This window comes from Alkalitalea saponilacus, from assembly GCF_900168165.1.
Classification (GTDB): domain Bacteria; phylum Bacteroidota; class Bacteroidia; order Bacteroidales; family Marinilabiliaceae; genus Natronoflexus; species Natronoflexus saponilacus.
This window is the reverse complement of the sequence record NZ_FUYV01000006.1, coordinates 139,939-157,312: the sequence shown is the minus strand read 5'-3', so window position 1 is coordinate 157,312 and position 17,374 is coordinate 139,939. Positions and strand designations below refer to the sequence as shown.

The following is a 17,374-nucleotide window of genomic DNA, read 5'->3' as shown; positions in this document are numbered from 1 at the left end:
AATATCAAATTTGCTAACTATGGGTGATAATCATTGAACAGACAAATAACTAACATATATTTCGTGCAAAAAACTGTCATTTCATTCATTCTCTTTACAATATTAGTTCTTTCGGCCTGTGATTACATCACGGATCTAAAAAGAACAGGAGAAGAAATTACCATAGAAATTCCATGGGACGGATCAGGCCACATTGAGGTGAACGCTTCATCTTCAATTGTTCTGGTAAACAGTGAAGATTATAAGATCAAAATAACAGGAATGGATTTCATAGCCAGGGGCTATGAAATTGACACTTCCGACAACAAACTTAACATCACACATACCAATCCTTTTCGGCTTCAACAGGACAAACTGCCAGATATTTTAATCTATGCACCTGATTTCAGACGATTGACCATAAACGCACCAAGTCAACTGGCCAACCGTGACTCGTTGAAATTTGAAAATCTCACCATATCAATTAACGGAAGAGGAACATATACCACAAGTGATTTGAAACTAAAAGGTGACCATTTTCGATTCAATGTATATGGACGTGGGACAAAGACGACGCATCAGTTATTGGGCGTTGCAAATAAAGCATATTATCACATTGAAGGTGGTACCAACATCAACGCCTCAGCCCTGACAACAGGAACAACCAATATACGTCATTTGTCCTTTGGAAACTGTTTTGTAAACTCTACAGAGAAACTTGATGTAACCATTTTTTCTTCCGGTAATGTATACTATTCCGGTAATCCGGAAGTTCAGTATAAACAGGATGAAACATCAACTTTACGTCCATCCGGGATGGTTGTTCAGGTTACTGAGTAGAAACTTTTAGAATTGAAGCAGTTACACTCTTAAAAAAGTTACGACGGATTAAAAATTAATTCCTTAAGATGCCAGGGCTACGTCCCTAAAACCAAAAGAACTAAAAAATACTACGAAGATATTAGGGCTACGCCCCTCTATATTCGGATTGAAATGACTTTATATATGACAGCCCTTTTGTTCTAATTTTAAAATAGTAAAAGAAAACATCTAAACCGACTACAACCTTCACATCAACTAACGAACCCAGCTCTCTTTTACACATTTGCCACTTTTATAATATCGGCAAACACACCTGCAGCTGTAACATCTGCACCGGCTCCGTAGCCTTTTACCTGCAGGGGATGCTCATTGTAGTTCTCTGACCAAACAAGTATGATGTTGTTGCTGCCTTCCAGGTCGTAAAAAGGATGTTTACTGTCTACTTCAATTAATCCCACTTTAGCTTTCCCCTCTGATAAGCGCGCAGCGTAGCGGAGGCGTTTCCCTTCTATAGCCAGATTTTTTCTCTGATTTTCAAATACTGGATTTAAATCTTTCACCTTATCCATAAAAGCATCCAACGAAGGTAAATCCAAATATTCAGCAGGCACAAATGGTTCAACTTCCACATCTTCCTGCTCAAGCACGTAACCCGATTCGCGTGCAAGAATAAGAAGTTTACGCACCACATCGGTACCACTTAAATCAACTCTTGGATCAGGTTCGCTAAAGCCTTTGGCTTTAGCTTCCGAAATGACATCTGAAAGCGGATTATCTTCTGAAAGGGTATTTACAATGAAGTTAAGAGTTCCGGATAAAACTGCTTCCAATCTTTCAATTTTATCTCCACTTTTAACCAAATCGTTAATAGGAGCAATAACAGGTAATCCAGCTCCAACGTTGGTTTCAAAAAAGAACTTGACACCTTTTTCACGGGCAGTTGCTTTTAATTTACTGTAAGCTGCATAAGAAGATGAGCTGGCAATTTTATTGGCAGTTACCACCGACACGTTGGCATCAAGAAGTGACTGATAAACAGATGCGACCTGCTCACTGGCAGTGCAATCCACAAAGACACTGTTTGCCACGTTCATTTCTATTATGCGATCGCGAAAAGACTCAATGGTACAAGGTTCACCAACATTATCAAGATCTTCAATAACTGTGGCGGCATTAAGACCTTCGCGTTCCAAAAGCATATTACTGCTTCCGGCGACTCCAACCAGACGAATCATTAAATTGTTTTCGTCTTTTAGTTTACGTGCCTGAGACACAACTTTATTCAGTAATTTGCTGCCAACCGTTCCTTTTCCGGCCAGGAAGAGGTTCAGTCGGGAATAATCAGAGAGGAAGAATGCTTCGTGAATTACGTTCAAAGCTTTGCGGATGTCCTTCTCTTTTATAACAAAAGAGATGTTTAATTCCGATGCACCCTGAGCGATGGCGTAAATATTGACGCCATTTTTACCTACACTATTAAATAACTGTCCAGCGATACCCGTGGTGTGTTTCATGTTTTCACCAACAATGGCAACAACGGCCATATTTTCATCAATGGTAACCGGACTGATATGATTCTGAGCAATCTCTCTTCTAAATTCGTGCTCAATTGCGTTACGGGCAATTGAAGACTGATCGGCACCAATAACCACGCTGATGCTGTTTTCAGAAGATGCCTGCGAAATGAGAATTATATTTACATCATTGGCAGCCAATGCGGTAAACAACCGCATAGATATGCCGGTAACGCCGACCATTCCAATTCCTTGCAGCGTTAACAACGAAACTTCTTTAATGGAAGAAATCCCCTTAATCTGACGTTCCTTAATATCAACTTTTTCGTTGTTAATCAAGGTCCCTTGTGCCATGGGATTAAATGTATTCTTGATCCAAATGGGGATATTGCTCTGAAAAGCCGGGATAATGGTTGGAGGATAAATCACCTTGGCTCCAAAATGCGAAAGCTCCATGGCTTCGGCATAGCTCAGCTTATCTATACAATAAGCTCGACTGATGACCCTGGGATCAGCAGTCATAAAACCATCCACATCTGTCCATATCTGAAGGTTATCAGCTTTAAACGCAGCAGCCAGCAAGGCGGCTGTGTAATCGCTCCCTCCCCGCCCCAAAGTGGTGTTCTCACTTTTTTTATTACTACTTATGAAACCCGGGAACAGTGAGCAATTGCCCATTTCCGGTTTTACTTCTGATAAGAGTTTATTGGTTTCATCGGTTATAACCTGATTTCGGCCAAACTCAAAATTGGTTTTTATATAATTACGGCTATCAAACCACTTGGCGCCTATATATCGAGCGATGATCTTTGAAGATAATCGCTCGCCCATTCCCGATAAACTCTCAAAACTCTTTCGACTTAATTCCCTGATAAGAAATACACCTTTAATTATTATTTTAAGCTCTTCAATGTCCGGCTCAATTAATTTAATAACCTCATCCTTTTCAATTGGTTGAAAAAGATGATCTATGATCTCAAAATGATTATCAATAATGGATTGCAGGTTCTCAAAGCAAGTTTTATCTCCCTGTTCTGCCGTTCGTGCCATTGAGATCAATCTGTCGGTGATGCCACCAACAGCAGAAACAACAACAACTTTCTGTCCTTGAATAGACGAGACTATCTCTTTTACTTTTTGAATATTATCAGCACTACCAACTGATGTACCTCCAAACTTTAAAACCTGCATATTAAAATATTCGTTAAAAAATTCATTATAAAATTTTGTCGATTACCTATAAATTATACTTTTGCATGAATAATAAACGGGAATGCGACTTATAAAACAACATTTAAACCACTTAAGGTTTAAGTAGAATATTTATGTGATGATACTCTTCATGTCACACAAAAATACACAAAATAATAAACCACACAAGGTTTTTAAGAGATTCGCATCGAACTTAATTAACATAACTTTTCGATTTTCATAAACATTTGAATCGAATAGATTTTTTATTGAAAAATTGTAACAATTTAATTATTAACTAGTATAAATAAATGTTAAAGCAATCTAATTACAATATATGCTCTTTTTTATCAGAAATATTAAAACTGAAGCGACACAATTAACATAATAACTAAAAAAACGTTTTTCAGTTAGTTAATTTACTAGAGTTTTGTCATTTAACCTACACCTTATCACTTAAAATATGAATAAGACAATAAAATTCACAGTTCTATCTTTTGTACTTTTATTTCTTATCGACACAGATATTCTTGGACAGATAGATAAAAGATTTTGGTTTGTAATACCTGAAACCACAAGAGATCACCAATGGGTATCCCCTGCTAACCCGGGAGACCACTACGGGAAAGAGCCGGGAGTGATTAGAATAACTACTTTTGAAAATGCTGCCAATGTGACCATCTCTATGCCGGCCAATCCGGATTTTGAACCAATAGTATTCAATAACATACCAGCAAATTCTCAGGTAAAACATGAGTTTTGGGATGCGGTAGTTGTTGAAAGCGGGAGTGTGGTTTATAATAAAATGCTATGGACTGTTGAAAACGGAACCATGGATGCTGTAAGCGGCAATGGCTATAACTTACCTAACGACTGGCAGGGGTGGACTGCCGGAACGCCTTTTAACAAAGGAATTCTCATTGAATCTGACCAATACATTTCAGCATATTATGAGGTTGCCAACTCTTTAAATCCAGAAAGATTTAATCTGAAAGGAAATAACGCATTAGGGACGGAGTTCCTGATTCCATCGCAAAATAGATATGAAAATAGACATAATAGTTCAAGAGAGAAAATAGACATTGTAGCCACAGAAGATAATACTGTAGTTACCGTACAACTAACCAACGATCATAATATTCAGGGACACGCAGCCGGATCAACTTTCAACATAACTCTGAACAAGGGTCAAACCTATAGTCTTCGATCAACATCGGGTGCAGCAGCCCGACATTTGGGTGGAACTTATATTACTTCAAACCACCCAATTGCTATTACCATATCAGATGACTCGATAAGACATCCCGGACAAGGGAACAATGATCTTGTAGGGGATCAAATTGTTCCTGTTAACGGATTAGGAACCCGATATATTGCAATGCACACCTCCTGGGGGCATAGCAGCTCATTTGGAGCTACACACCCACGTAGAATAGAATATACAAGTACAGCCCAACATGTTTTTATTTGGAATGCGACCGATGCTACTAATAATGTTATTAGTATCGATACCATACCCACCGCAACTTTAAATGGAAGGGGGGATTTTATAGAAGTACTAATAGAAGATCCGAATCCACTGAATCCTATTGTTAGAAATGCCATTTTAATTGAATCTGAATTTCCAATAATCGTGTACCAATTTGCAAGTTTTGGGTATGAACTTGGAAGCGCCATTCTTCCTCCAATTGATTGTACGGGCTCCAGAGAGGTCACATTTCAGAAAGTAAATGATGCTGACTTTTTAGTTCAAATACTAACTCAACATCAAAACATCGAGAATCTGGAGATGGTTGACAAAGAGGGAAATGGTGTAGACATCAGCTCCATACAGTGGAACATAGTTGCCGCAACCGAAAAGGCCGGTGAAAAAGAAACCTGGTACACCGGTGTTATAAACTTTAGAAGAAACACCATTAGCACTACAGATCCTTATACTGTTAGATTAAAACCGGGTACGAGCCCTAACGGGATGTTTCATCTGAGTATTCTCGATGCCAACGGAAACAGCATGAGCTACGGATATTTCAGCTCCTACAGCTCGCTATACGTTGATGGATTGACCAGCTCATGTGTGGGCAACGAAGTTACGCTTACGGCATTACCAAATGTTACTCATCTAAATCCGGATGCAATATCCTTATATTGGTATAGCGAAACAGATAATGAAACATTATTTCATTCAAATTCCATTACTGTAACTGAATCTGACAGATATTTTGTTAGAATGGCTTTCCCGGGATGTGAAACAACCAATTACATTGATGTTGATTTTAGTATACCGGATTTTGATTTAGGAGAGGATCAGTCTTTGTGTCCGGGTGAAGAATTATCTTTTGAGTTTGACCAGTTTACCAATAATGAAACATTTCAATGGACTGTAAATGGTGACGATTTCGGAACAGATAACAACTTTAATTTAATTGTTGACGCTTCTACAGTTTATGAAATAAGCCTTACAATTACGGACGCCCAAGGTTGCACTGACACTAAAGAAGTAACTGTAACAGGACTACCGGCTCCGGTAATAGACTGGAATATTGGAGACACCAATGATATCTGCTTGGGAGACGAGATTCGGAATTTATCCACAAATCACCGTTACCAATGGACTTTTGAAGGAGGAGTAATTTCAGAAGACAATTATATTGAACCAACTGAATCGGGACAATACGGCCTTACAGTATGGACCGATCAGGATTGTGTGGATTCGCACACCAGAGAAATAACTGTAAACCCACTGCCAGTGGTGACATTGGAGGATGATGAAGCTTGCTATGGTGAAACAGGAACTTTTTCAGTTGATGGAGCAATTTATGAAACCATTAGGTGGTACAATAATGAAACAGGCAACTCAATTACTTTAAACGAGTCAGTTCCTGAGGTGAGTGTAACCGTAACCAATGAATATGGTTGTGAAGCGACTGCCACAGCAGAATTCACGGTTCATAATCAAGTACCATTTGATTATGAAGACATACGAATTTGTTCAGGTCCAGGTTTTGATATAGAAGTTGATGAAAGTATTTTCAGCAATATCGTTTGGCAGTTTAATAGCGAACCACCCTATACAACGGATCCGGAAAACATTAATTCATTTCTGGGAGAACTTGATGAAGAAGGAACATATACCATTACTGCCGTTGACAACAATGGGTGCCATGTAAGCAGTTCGTTTAATGTTGAGATCTTTATTGGCAACCCGCCTTTAGAAATAGAGAACTTCAATCCCCATGCTGAAGATGGATTTATGTGTTCTATGGATACCATTAGAATTACAACTCCAGGCCATCTGTTTAGTAGCTACAAATGGTCGTTCAGAGATTCTTCCGATCCGGAATTTCAGGAGATAGGAGATGACCCTTATGTTATTGCAACTGTTCCGGGAATATACAGACTCGAGGCCACAGAAACTTTTGGCTGTAGAAATGAAGCAGAAATTGAGATAGAGCTATATCCTCAACCAGAATTTGACCTGTTTGATGCGAAACTATGCCCCGGGAACGAAGAGTTCCAATTTGAAATCGACTGGCTTTATGTTGATGGTTTAGACATAATGAGTGTTCAATGGTTACATGATCCGGATGAAGTTGCAACATCCATTACAGTATCAAATATCGGTACCTACACAGTAACAGCCTGGGACGAAAGAGGATGTTTCAGGACTGAATCAGCTGCGGCAGAGTATTACCCCGTACAAGACATTGATCTCACTGATATTGAATTTTGTGATAATGAGAGCAGAATCATTTCACTTTCAGACGTGGTGAACACATCTGAAATACAAAATCACATTTGGAATTGGGCATCAGGAACAACAAACGACAATGACCTAATAATTACAGAACCGGGAGAATACACTCTTATCATTGAAGATAATAACTTACATTTCAACGAGGATTGGGAAGAAGTTGGTTGTTTTACCACCATAACCTTTACTGCCACAATGAATCCTTCGCCCAACTTCAGTCTGGGTGCAGACAGAGCGGTTTGTATTGGCGAAAGCATTACCATCGAAGTTGATGATTCCTATACCAGATACGAATGGAACGGAAGCGATGCAGATGATCAACCTGCGTTTTATGACCTTACCACCCCGGGCGAGGACAATGTAAGTTTGCAGGTTTGGAATGAACACGGTTGTACATCAACCCATGACATAAATGTTGATGTTATACCACTTCCGGAGGTATCTCTTCCATCAGTACCTACAGTATGCGCCGGAGAAAAAATTGAATTGTCAATACCTCATTCTCCTGAAGATTATACAATTGTTTGGATAACGCCAACTGGCATCCGGCACAACACATCTTCAATAACGACCACTGCAGAAGGAATATATCAGGTCAGAGTAATAGACGAACATGGATGCAGAAGTGAATATACTGAAACATATATAAACAAATTTAGCATGCCAACTGCGTATTTCCATCCTGATGATGTCAATTATTTATGTCCGGTAGAATTACCAATACAATTAAACCTAAACGTAAATAGTGAATACTCATACGAAATTAAATGGCATGATGATTTATTTGATAATCAAGCCACACGTGATGCAAATATTGGGCTATACATCGCATACATCACCGATGAAAACGATTGCCGTTCTATGAAATCACATTCGATTTATCCGGCTCTTCGTAACCAGTATCAGGTTGGTGATACCATCGAAGTGTGCGATCCGGAAATAGTGGTTTTAGATGGTGGTGAATACACAATAGAAGAGCAAACCATTGGATATGGAATGGCTCCTATACTTGAATGGAACTGGTATCTGAACGAGGTAAGCGAGGCATCACGCATCCAATTTGATGAAGCAACCGAGGTTGGAGATGGACATAGACAAACCTTGCAGGTGTTTGAGAGTGGCAACTATATAGTAGAAGTATTTGACGGATGCCATACTTATACCGATACTTTTCAGGTTTCCTATTACCCCTCTCCTATCATCGCAGGATTGGACACCATGTTTTATGCACAAGTTACTGCATTTGTTGAAGGAGGCACCATGCCATACAGCTACACATTAAACGATGGAATGCCACAAACAAACCACACATTTAAGGATGTTCCAAACGGGGAACACATCATTTGGGTTGAAGATGCACATGGTTGTGAGACGTTTACTGTTTTTAATCTGGATTCAAACTATGACATTGAAATTCCAAATTTCTTTACTCCAAACGGTGATGGAATTAATGACGACTGGATCATTGAAGGGTTAGAAAGATTGCCTGAATCAATCGTATATATTTATAACCGATACGGAAAGCTACTGAGAAAATTCAGTGCTGCGGATCAACCATGGGATGGAACTTATTTGAATAGACCTTTACCTTCGGACGACTACTGGTACGTCATCCATCTGCTGCCGGTTGATAAGTATCTAAGAGGAAATGTAACACTCATCAGGTAATTTACCTGATGAGTGTTACAAAACAACACAACCAGTTAACCTTAAAATTCAACCAAAAACGATTAAAATGAATAAATTGATCATACTGCTCATACCTTTGTTGTTTATTTCAGCTCATATGAGTGGTCAAAGATACTATGTAACTAATAATTATGTATATGACCTATTCCTAATGAACCCGGCTGATGCGGGAGCAAACACAGAGTGTATTACCACAAATGGTTACTATAAGCGTCAATGGTTTGGTGTTGATATGGCTCCAACTACTCAACTGTTTACAGTGCAGGCACCTCTTGGTTCCAATGTGGGCTCAGGTACATACTTGTATAATGACCAGAACGGGAATAATAAAAAGATTGGCATTCAGCAAACTTTCTCAACAGTGGTAACTCTACGTGAAAACATGAGAGGGTATACCAGACTGAGATTCGGATTATCGGCACTGGTGGAGCAAACCTCCATAAATCAGGCAAACTTAACACCCGGTGTAATGGATCCCGTTCTGAATAATGGAACTTTAAGCGGAACCGGTTTCAACGCTGCATCCGGTTTCATTCTGAATCATAATCAACATCACATTGGGGCTTCTGTTACAAATATTTTCCCACAAAATAACCCGATGTATAATTCAGAATTTGAACCGGAACTACCTGCTGACATGCATTTTCATGTTGGTTCTCTATTTAAAATTCCCAATTACGATATATATATTGAACCTTTGGTATACTACAGACGTAATTCTCTCTCAGATACCCGCATGGACATGAACCTAAAAATGAGTATGCCAACACCTGATCCGGATCTGGCTTTCTGGGGGGTGCTTGCTCACCGAAGAACTGTTGACCACCAGTATGGTAAAGACTTGGGAATTGCTACAACTTTGGGATTAGTATACAGAGGTATTAATTTTGGAATCGAGTATCAGCATGGTTTAACATCAGCACAAACGCATTTAGGAAGTGCCATGCAGCTGGTTGTTGGGTACGCATTTTGCAGAAGCGGACGTCCACGAACCCTTCCATGTCATGAGCGTGATGAAATGCTGCAATCGCCGGGAGGTGATAACGGTAACGGAAGAAGATTCTCCATTTTTAGAAGACGTTAAAAATCTCCGAATTATATAATATTTCCACCTGCTAAGCCAAGTATGGATTACAGGTGGAATTTTATGTATCAACAAATTTTTAATACTGAGTTCATTCTTACTTAACAAGAGATAACTGCTAAAGAAATCAATTATAATAAGTCTCTGGTAATATTTGAGGATATATGACGTTTATTTATATATTCGCATTACTAAAAAAACTAAACCGATAGTTGGTTGATGACAATATTTACCCTCATATCCAATAAAAAACGAATAACAATACTCCTATTGTTTTTATGCATGATACTACCATTATCTGGGAGTGTGAACCATAAGGAATCGTTGAATGACATCAGCACTTTTATGATTGAAGAACAAAGTGGAATCAGAGTCATTGCGAACAACGATGCCATTGTAACAAACAAGATGCATCCACACGAGGCCAATGTGATAATCAACGATTATGGGTTGAGTGCCGGTATTACAAGTATGACAATATTAGAACCACCCATTAATGGGACGGCGATTGTTACGGAGCGAAATACCATCATTTATACGCCTAACCGCTATTTCACCGGACATGACTATTTTGAATACCGAGTTTGTAATACTTATGGAAATTGTGATGGAGCATCTGTATTTGTTACAGTAGAAGATTATGATTTTAAGCCGGTTGCCGTAAATGATACTGTAACTGTATTTAAAGACAGTAACTCATCCATTGATGTGCTTCAGAATGACAAAAACTTGTACGATCTCCCGATCTCTTTATCAATAGTCTCAAATTTCAGAAATGCCCGAGCTGAAGTTTCCAACAATCAAATTTCATTCAGAGTTGATCAATATTTTTTAGGAATGGACTCCCTGTTTTATGAAGTATGCGACAGAGATGGCGATTGTTCCAGAGCTTACCTCTTTATTAAACTGGCCGATGATTCGGATAACAAGATATTTATCCCACAGGGCTTTTCTCCAGATGGGGATAATATCAACGATACTTTTAATATTCCTGAATTCGATCAATATTCGAACCTTTCAATAACCATTTTTAATCGTCACGGGGTTATGGTTTATGATGATCAACAATATAACAATAATTGGAATGGAATGGCGAACACAGGTCCTTTTAATGGAAAACTGTTGCCAACAGGTGTTTATTATTATGCCATTAAAATTCCGGGGTTAAAAAAGCAGATAACGGGATATGTTTATTTGAGTAGGTAGGGTTGAGAGTTGAGGGTTGAGAGTTGAGAGTTGAGGGTTAAGAGTTGAGGGTTAAGAGTTGAGGGTTAAGAGTTGAGGGTTGAGAGTTGGGGGTTGAGAGTTGAGGGTTGAGAGTTGGGGGTTGAGAGTTGGGGGTTGAGAATTGAGGGTTGAGAGTTGAGGGTTGAGAATTGGGGGTTGAGAGTTGGGGGTTGAGAATTTTGGGTTTCGTGGTGAGTGGCACAAAACAGGGTTAGTCTTGTATTAAGTATAAAAATAACACATATTAATGTATAATTGGTTATTAGTTTTAAAGCGGCTCTTTTATATTTGAGATTCAACACAATTTTAATGGATATCAGGTTTTTTATTTTATAACATCAGCATAAATTGAGAGTTAGAAAAAATATAGAGATTTATATATGCATAATTGCCGGATGGCTTTTCTGCTGGTCATCAAATTTATATGGCCAACAGGAGCCGCTTTTCACTCAGTATATGAATAACCCATTGTTGATGAACCCGGCATTTGCCGGAACAAGAAATTCATTGGCCATGGATATGTTTGTTCGTTTACAATGGGTGGGAATGCAAGATGCTCCGGCAACTTACTATTACGGCGTTCATACTCCCATTAATGACACCAAAATGTCAGTAGGTGGAAATATTCTATCCGATCATGTAGGACCGGTGATGACCAATCAGCTTTCTTTTGTATACTCCTATCTTGTGCGAACCGGACTTCAATCATTTATTTCATTTGGAATAAGTGGCGGATTAAATAATTATTGGGCAAATTTGAGTGGACTACGAGTAGTAAACCAAAGCGATCCACATTTTTCCGGCAGAATGGAAAATGAATTCAGACCAACCTTTGGAACCGGCGCTGTTCTGTTTACTCCGGATTTCTATTTGAGCGTATCTGTACCCCAGGTTTTAAACTCCCAAATTAGGTACACCGAAAGAGAAAACCACACATTTGATACGCGCAGACATTATTACTTAACTACAGGTTATCGCTTTCATTTTAATCCTGAATTAAACGCCAGAATTTCAAGTTTAGCCAGAATAGTTGAAGATGACATCAATACTTACGATTTCCATATGCATTTCACCTATAATAACTTCTTGAAACTAGGTGGAGCTTACCGTATTAATAATGCTGCCGCACTTATTGTTGGTATACAGATAAATGAAAATTGGGGTGTTAATTACTCATACGACTTTCCTTTGTATTCCAACACCTTACACAACATCAGCAGCCAGGAAATATCAATCACCTTTGATAGTTTCAGATTTGTACAGAGAAACCGTGACAGAGAATTCCGAAGAGCTGCGGAAGATGGAGGTGTCAGATCGTTCAGGTACTTTTAGGTTTTACTTTGCTTACCAAAAAGCTAACGAGTGAAATAAATACTCTTACAACAATTGTTAGCAGATAAAAGAAAAATGTTATCATCAGTATTAATGGTTGAAATGTTATCATTTCAACCCAACTGGTCTCATAATTCCATATGGAAAAAGCATTTATCAAATTTGCCACTCCCCACACAATCAATAAAAAATATAGCTCGGTTTTTATTCTTTTACCGGAAATTATAATATCTCTCATATTAGTTTTATTTTTCAATTCCTTATAAACCTGAAAGCACTTAATCATCAACTCAGCACTTCAGATCAACAATCAGCGTTGTTAAATCAAATATTTATCAGGCATTGTAACCGCCTGTCCAGAATCTATAGCCATTTGTCCAAGAATGGTCCAGATTGATCCATAATAACCCTGCTCAAACAATCCCGGGATTGCTTTTCCCTCCCTAATGGCATCGGCAAAACCAATAATCTGCTCCAGTGAACCATCGCGCCATTCCCAGGCGGGCCACCAATCGGGTCTTGAATTATTTTCCAGAATGGGATATCCTCGTTCCTGAATGGCCAGTTCCGGCTCCCAGGATGAACTACCCAAAGGAATTTTTCCAAAAACATTGGATTCTAAATTCTGAATTAATTGCACTATTCCGGGTGGTTTTGGAGGTACAGGTGGTTCTTCATAAAACATCCTGTTATTCTCCAACTCCAAAGTTCCTTTATCACCCATCACCTGCAATTCGAGTCCATACTTACGATTTTGTATCATTGAATCGTATATAAACTGGGTTCCATCTTCGTATGAATAGATAAGAGCCACATTATCTTCCACTTCACGTCCATCTCTCCAATAACTGATGCTGCCTGCACCACGAACGACTTTAGGAAGAGCTTTTTTGACCCAGTTAGCAACCTGAATATGGTGAGAGGCCAACTCGGTCATTAAGCCCAAAGAATATTCGCGATACAACCTCCAATTGATGAATCTCTCCAATTCCGGTTGATCAGAAGGAACAGGCCGACGCCAATTGTTGTGACGATGCCAGAATGCTCTCATTTGAGTCACCTTCCCAATTTCTCCGGAATGCACGTAGTTCATTCCTTTGAGAAATCGTGGGTCAAATAAACGTTGGTGTCCAATCTGAAGAACGTTACCTGTTCTAAGATGCGCTTCAGCCATAGCGTATGTATCCTCCAAAGTTAAGGCCATAGCTTTTTCACAAAACACATGAATGCCATTATTGAGGGCATCAATGGTTGGTGCTGCATGTTCATGCAATGGCGTTGCAACAATGATACCGTCCAAATTTTTCATTTCAAGCAAAGCTCTGTAATCCCTAAACACTTTAACACCGGGAGCCAATAACAAAGCACTCTGAATACTTGGCTCATAGACATCACAAATGGCCACAAGCTCCATGTTCTCATGTTCCTGCAGAGCAAGCACCGATTGCATTAAATATTGTCCTCGGGAACCTGCTCCCACAACAGCCAGTCGAACCTTTTCCTTTTTATCGGCAGTTTGTGCATTTAACTTGGTATTTAACAAAGTGGCCGGGGACAACATAACTGTTCCTGCCAAAAATCCATTTTTCAGGAAATTCCTTCTACTTAATTCGCTCATATCTTTTTACCCGTTCTAATTAATTCGTTCAAATTCAAGCATATTTTGCCCGCATTGATAAATTTTGGCTTTAGGGAAATTCATTTTAATGGTTTTAATCTGCAACTCATTAGCAGAAGTAACTGCGGTGGATAAAACCTCTGAAATCAGCGGTGAGTCCGTACACACAACCACGATTTTGTGTTCTTTGATGGATGTAAAATCGATACTACGTATCACGTGAGATTTGAAAGTAACGTTACTTTCAGACCTTTTTAGCCCTGAAACAGAAACGGACTGGCCGTTTAATTCCAACTCAAGCGAGACTCCGCTCTGCGGATGTGTGATGGTTAATGGCCAGGCTTTTCCTAAAGGATGCTCTCCAATAACTGATATTGAGCTTTCTCCAAAACTTATGAAAGCAGAATCAACCTCATGTATTTTTAGGAGTTTTAGGATTTTCTCAAGAGCCCATCCTTTTCCAAAACCCCCATAGTCTAGTCCTGTACGAGGATTTTTTATAAAAAGTTGCTTTTCTAAGGGATTCCATAAAACATCCTTCCATCCCAATGATCTTTGTTTATTTAAATTCGACTCATCACGAGTCGCTTGAGTATAAAAATAAAGTGCCGGATCAAAAGCGCCGGATGTATCTGTATTAAACCTTTGTGACAGGTTCAAAACTTCAGACATCTCATCAGTTAAATTTACCGGCTTTACTATCGCGTTTGAGTTGATATAAGAGACATCGGATTCAGCTATAAAACAACTCAGACGATTCTCTTCCGATTTTACTACTTTCTCGATTTCATCAGCAAGAAACATCCCATTGGCATTGGTTAAACGTGGTATTACCACGTTTAACCTTGTACCCATGGCAAAAAATGTATGATGAAAAACCTTCATCTATTTGGTTATACTCATAATATACTCTCTGCTAATCGGAACCCGTTCAATAACATCGGGGCTTTCATCTTCAATATAATAATATTCAATATTGGTTTTACGGGCAGCTTTCAACACTGCCGGAAAATCAACCTGACCAGTTCCAAGTACTACATCATTCTCCCTTGATGTTCTGCCGGAAAAGTCACCTACAACGCCTCTTTTTAAATCTTTTAGATGCATCAACCGGAATCGGTCAGGATAGGTTTGAAGCAACTCTACCGGATCGGCACCCGGATGAACAGTCCACAAAAGATCCAGCTCAAAACTAACATACTCCGGATTGGTATTTTGTATCATGTAATCAAAAAGTGTTCCATCACCGTGAGGACGGAATTCATAACCATGGTTGTGATAGCAAAAATATAATCCTTCGTTCGCAAGTTTTCTGCCTGCTTCATTAAAATCATTAACAGCACGACGGGCATCTTCTAATGAGAACTCTCCCTCGTGAGGAATCCATGCCACACGAACATATTTTGCTCCAAGGGTTTTTGCATCGGAAATAACCTGTTCTGTGTCATTCACCAAAGTCTGGTACCCCACTCCATATGAAGTGCAGATCATACCACGTTCATCCAACAATTCCCGCAGTTCAACAGCAGCTAATCCAAACAAATTGGAGAATTCAATATTGGATATTCCCATATCCTTAATCATGTCCAGTGTAGCGGGAACATCCTCAGAGAACTGATTTCGAAATGAAAATGAGACAACACCGGGATCGGAAACATACGCTTTTGGTTGTGAGTTACATCCAAAAGCAATTGCTGATATAATTGCCAGACAAAAAATCCGGCTAAAGACTTGATTCATTGCTTTTTCATTAAACATTAAATAATACCCGTGTAATTAATCTCGCTCACGTGCCATTTCCAATGCACGTGTGGTGGTGTAATACTTGGTTAGCATGTTTGGCACCTCCCAATCGGGAAGTTTTCCATCCACCAAAAATCCAAGATATTTTTCTGCTACACGACCGAAGTGAGCTTCATGTCCAATCCGATAGTGATCGGGTATTTCCACACGGAATTCAGAACCTTCGAAAACAAGTTCAACTCCTGGGAATTGATTTGATATTTTCTCAAAGCCATTACGGACTTCGGGTTTCCAGCTGGTAAAACTTTGTCCTGGTGCAGGCTCAATATACAACATGGGTACAAAGTTCTGTTCAGCACCCTGTCTGATAATTAAATTTGATTTGCTCCCACGCATGAGCGATACGTGAGTATCGCCTCCTCCTTCCGGAGCCTCGTAATCCCATACCACAGAAACCCTTGCGTGAACGCCTTTTAGTTCATAACTCATCTCACCATTGGCAAAAACCTCAAGAACATCATTGTCGTTAAAATCACTCTTCATATAATCCGGAACCGCCTGGAGTCCGGTTACATCCAAAAATTGTTGAAGGGAGACGTTCGTTGGCCATCGACGGGCATCATACACGTTAACATCCGATTTGTAATTGAGGATAACATCTGGAAAACAGATCCATTGGATCAGATCCACCAGGTGAGTAGTAACGTCAATGATTCCTTCTCCCTGCTGAGAGACATCGAAATACCAAGGTGGTCTGCGTAATACAGAGCCGGCAACATATTTAAAAAAGTGATGAACACTTTCCTTTACTACTGCGGGATTCTCGGGACTTCCCTTTTCCATGGTTCCAAAGATTTCAGGTACCAACCCAATGGCTCTTTGAAGTTGTCCGGTTATTTCATAGCGCTCAGTCATGATATCGTATAGCAAAACATTATTCTGCTTGGCAATTTGAAATGCTTCTTCAAGCATTTCAAAACTGGCTCCATCAATAACCATTGGTTTATCGGATAAAACATTGAATCCGTTTTCAACTGCCGTTTTAATGTAAGAAGTTTTCAGTTTATTATTCCCGGCCAAAACCACCACATTCCCTTTTCTCTCGGAAAGCATTTTCTCAAGATAATCAGTTCCTGTATATATCCGGCTTTCCCAGGAAGTTGGATCTTGCTCGCGGGTGTTAAAACCATTGATCCGTTGCATGTGAAGATCTAAATCCGAACCTTTCGGTGCATAAACATGCACCGTAGGATCCACCTGGCTATACATCTCTTTTTGAATTAAAGCTGCATGAAAATGTCCGGGATTTAAAGTAATTAACTTCACCTCATTCTCTGCTCCGGTAAACCCATTTCCAGAAGGTTGCTGACATGAACTTAAATGCATCATCAATACGGTACTTAAACCTATAATTAATTTCATTT

General features: G+C 39.3%; 10 protein-coding genes. 5 read left to right on the top strand and 5 right to left on the bottom strand.

All coding sequences use genetic code 11. The features are described 5' to 3' along the window. The first annotated feature begins 63 nt into the window (after positions 1–63). Positions 64–819 (top strand): GIN domain-containing protein, encoded by a 756-nt coding sequence (locus B5X70_RS07120; RefSeq protein WP_157666450.1) that lies wholly within the window; start codon positions 64–66, stop codon positions 817–819. A 257-nt stretch (positions 820–1,076) separates the two neighbouring features. On the opposite strand, the gene thrA is transcribed toward B5X70_RS07120, so the two are convergent. Continuing rightward, on the bottom strand, positions 1,077–3,506 hold the full coding sequence (gene thrA / locus B5X70_RS07115; protein ID WP_079557202.1) for a bifunctional aspartate kinase/homoserine dehydrogenase I: 2,430 nt from the start codon (positions 3,504–3,506) through the stop codon (positions 1,077–1,079). 463 nt (positions 3,507–3,969) lie between these two features. Here thrA and B5X70_RS07110 point away from each other — a divergent pair, with 463 nt between their 5' ends. The 4 genes from B5X70_RS07110 to B5X70_RS07095 all read left to right on the top strand — a co-directional run bounded on the left by B5X70_RS07110 (position 3,970) and on the right by B5X70_RS07095 (position 12,589). Beyond that, a complete protein-coding gene (locus B5X70_RS07110; protein WP_079557201.1) occupies positions 3,970–8,925 on the top strand; it encodes a T9SS type B sorting domain-containing protein in 4,956 nt (1,651 codons plus the stop codon). A gap of 67 nt (positions 8,926–8,992) precedes the next feature. Then, a complete protein-coding gene (locus tag B5X70_RS07105; protein WP_079557200.1) occupies positions 8,993–10,030 on the top strand; it encodes a PorP/SprF family type IX secretion system membrane protein in 1,038 nt (345 codons plus the stop codon). Between the two features lie 282 nt (positions 10,031–10,312). Further along, positions 10,313–11,236, top strand: a complete 924-nt coding sequence (locus B5X70_RS07100; protein ID WP_157666451.1) for a T9SS type B sorting domain-containing protein — start codon at positions 10,313–10,315, stop codon at positions 11,234–11,236. A 369-nt stretch (positions 11,237–11,605) separates the two neighbouring features. Beyond that, on the top strand, positions 11,606–12,589 hold the full coding sequence (locus B5X70_RS07095; RefSeq protein WP_079557198.1) for a PorP/SprF family type IX secretion system membrane protein: 984 nt from the start codon (positions 11,606–11,608) through the stop codon (positions 12,587–12,589). Between the two features lie 319 nt (positions 12,590–12,908). On the opposite strand, the gene B5X70_RS07085 is transcribed toward B5X70_RS07095, so the two are convergent. Genes B5X70_RS07085 through B5X70_RS07070 form a run of 4 tightly spaced genes read right to left on the bottom strand, consistent with a single transcriptional unit; the run spans position 12,909 to position 17,372 of the window. Beyond that, a complete protein-coding gene (locus tag B5X70_RS07085; RefSeq protein ID WP_079557196.1) occupies positions 12,909–14,207 on the bottom strand; it encodes a Gfo/Idh/MocA family protein in 1,299 nt (432 codons plus the stop codon). Positions 14,208–14,222: 15 nt separating this feature from the next. After that, positions 14,223–15,092: an FAD:protein FMN transferase gene (locus B5X70_RS07080; RefSeq protein ID WP_079557195.1), complete on the bottom strand. Its 870-nt coding sequence runs from the start codon at positions 15,090–15,092 to the stop codon at positions 14,223–14,225. Then, positions 15,093–15,947: a sugar phosphate isomerase/epimerase family protein gene (locus tag B5X70_RS07075; RefSeq protein WP_079557241.1), complete on the bottom strand. Its 855-nt coding sequence runs from the start codon at positions 15,945–15,947 to the stop codon at positions 15,093–15,095. Positions 15,948–15,983: 36 nt separating this feature from the next. Beyond that, complete coding sequence (locus B5X70_RS07070) at positions 15,984–17,372, bottom strand: putative oxidoreductase C-terminal domain-containing protein (RefSeq protein WP_079557240.1); 1,389 nt, start codon at positions 17,370–17,372, stop codon at positions 15,984–15,986. Positions 17,373–17,374: the final 2 nt, after the last annotated feature.

Bases quoted from the DNA above. Each gene is read 5' to 3' on its own strand.
- thrA (WP_079557202.1), bottom strand. From the start codon at position 3,506: ATGCAGGTTTTAAAGTTTGGAGGTACATCAGTTGGTAGTGCTGATAAT.
- B5X70_RS07110 (WP_079557201.1), top strand. From the start codon at position 3,970: ATGAATAAGACAATAAAATTCACAGTTCTATCTTTTGTACTTTTATTT.
- B5X70_RS07105 (WP_079557200.1), top strand. From the start codon at position 8,993: ATGAATAAATTGATCATACTGCTCATACCTTTGTTGTTTATTTCAGCT.
- B5X70_RS07100 (WP_157666451.1), top strand. From the start codon at position 10,313: ATGATACTACCATTATCTGGGAGTGTGAACCATAAGGAATCGTTGAAT.
- B5X70_RS07085 (WP_079557196.1), bottom strand. From the start codon at position 14,207: ATGAGCGAATTAAGTAGAAGGAATTTCCTGAAAAATGGATTTTTGGCA.
- B5X70_RS07080 (WP_079557195.1), bottom strand. From the start codon at position 15,092: ATGAAGGTTTTTCATCATACATTTTTTGCCATGGGTACAAGGTTAAAC.
- B5X70_RS07075 (WP_079557241.1), bottom strand. From the start codon at position 15,947: ATGAATCAAGTCTTTAGCCGGATTTTTTGTCTGGCAATTATATCAGCA.
- B5X70_RS07070 (WP_079557240.1), bottom strand. From the start codon at position 17,372: ATGAAATTAATTATAGGTTTAAGTACCGTATTGATGATGCATTTAAGT.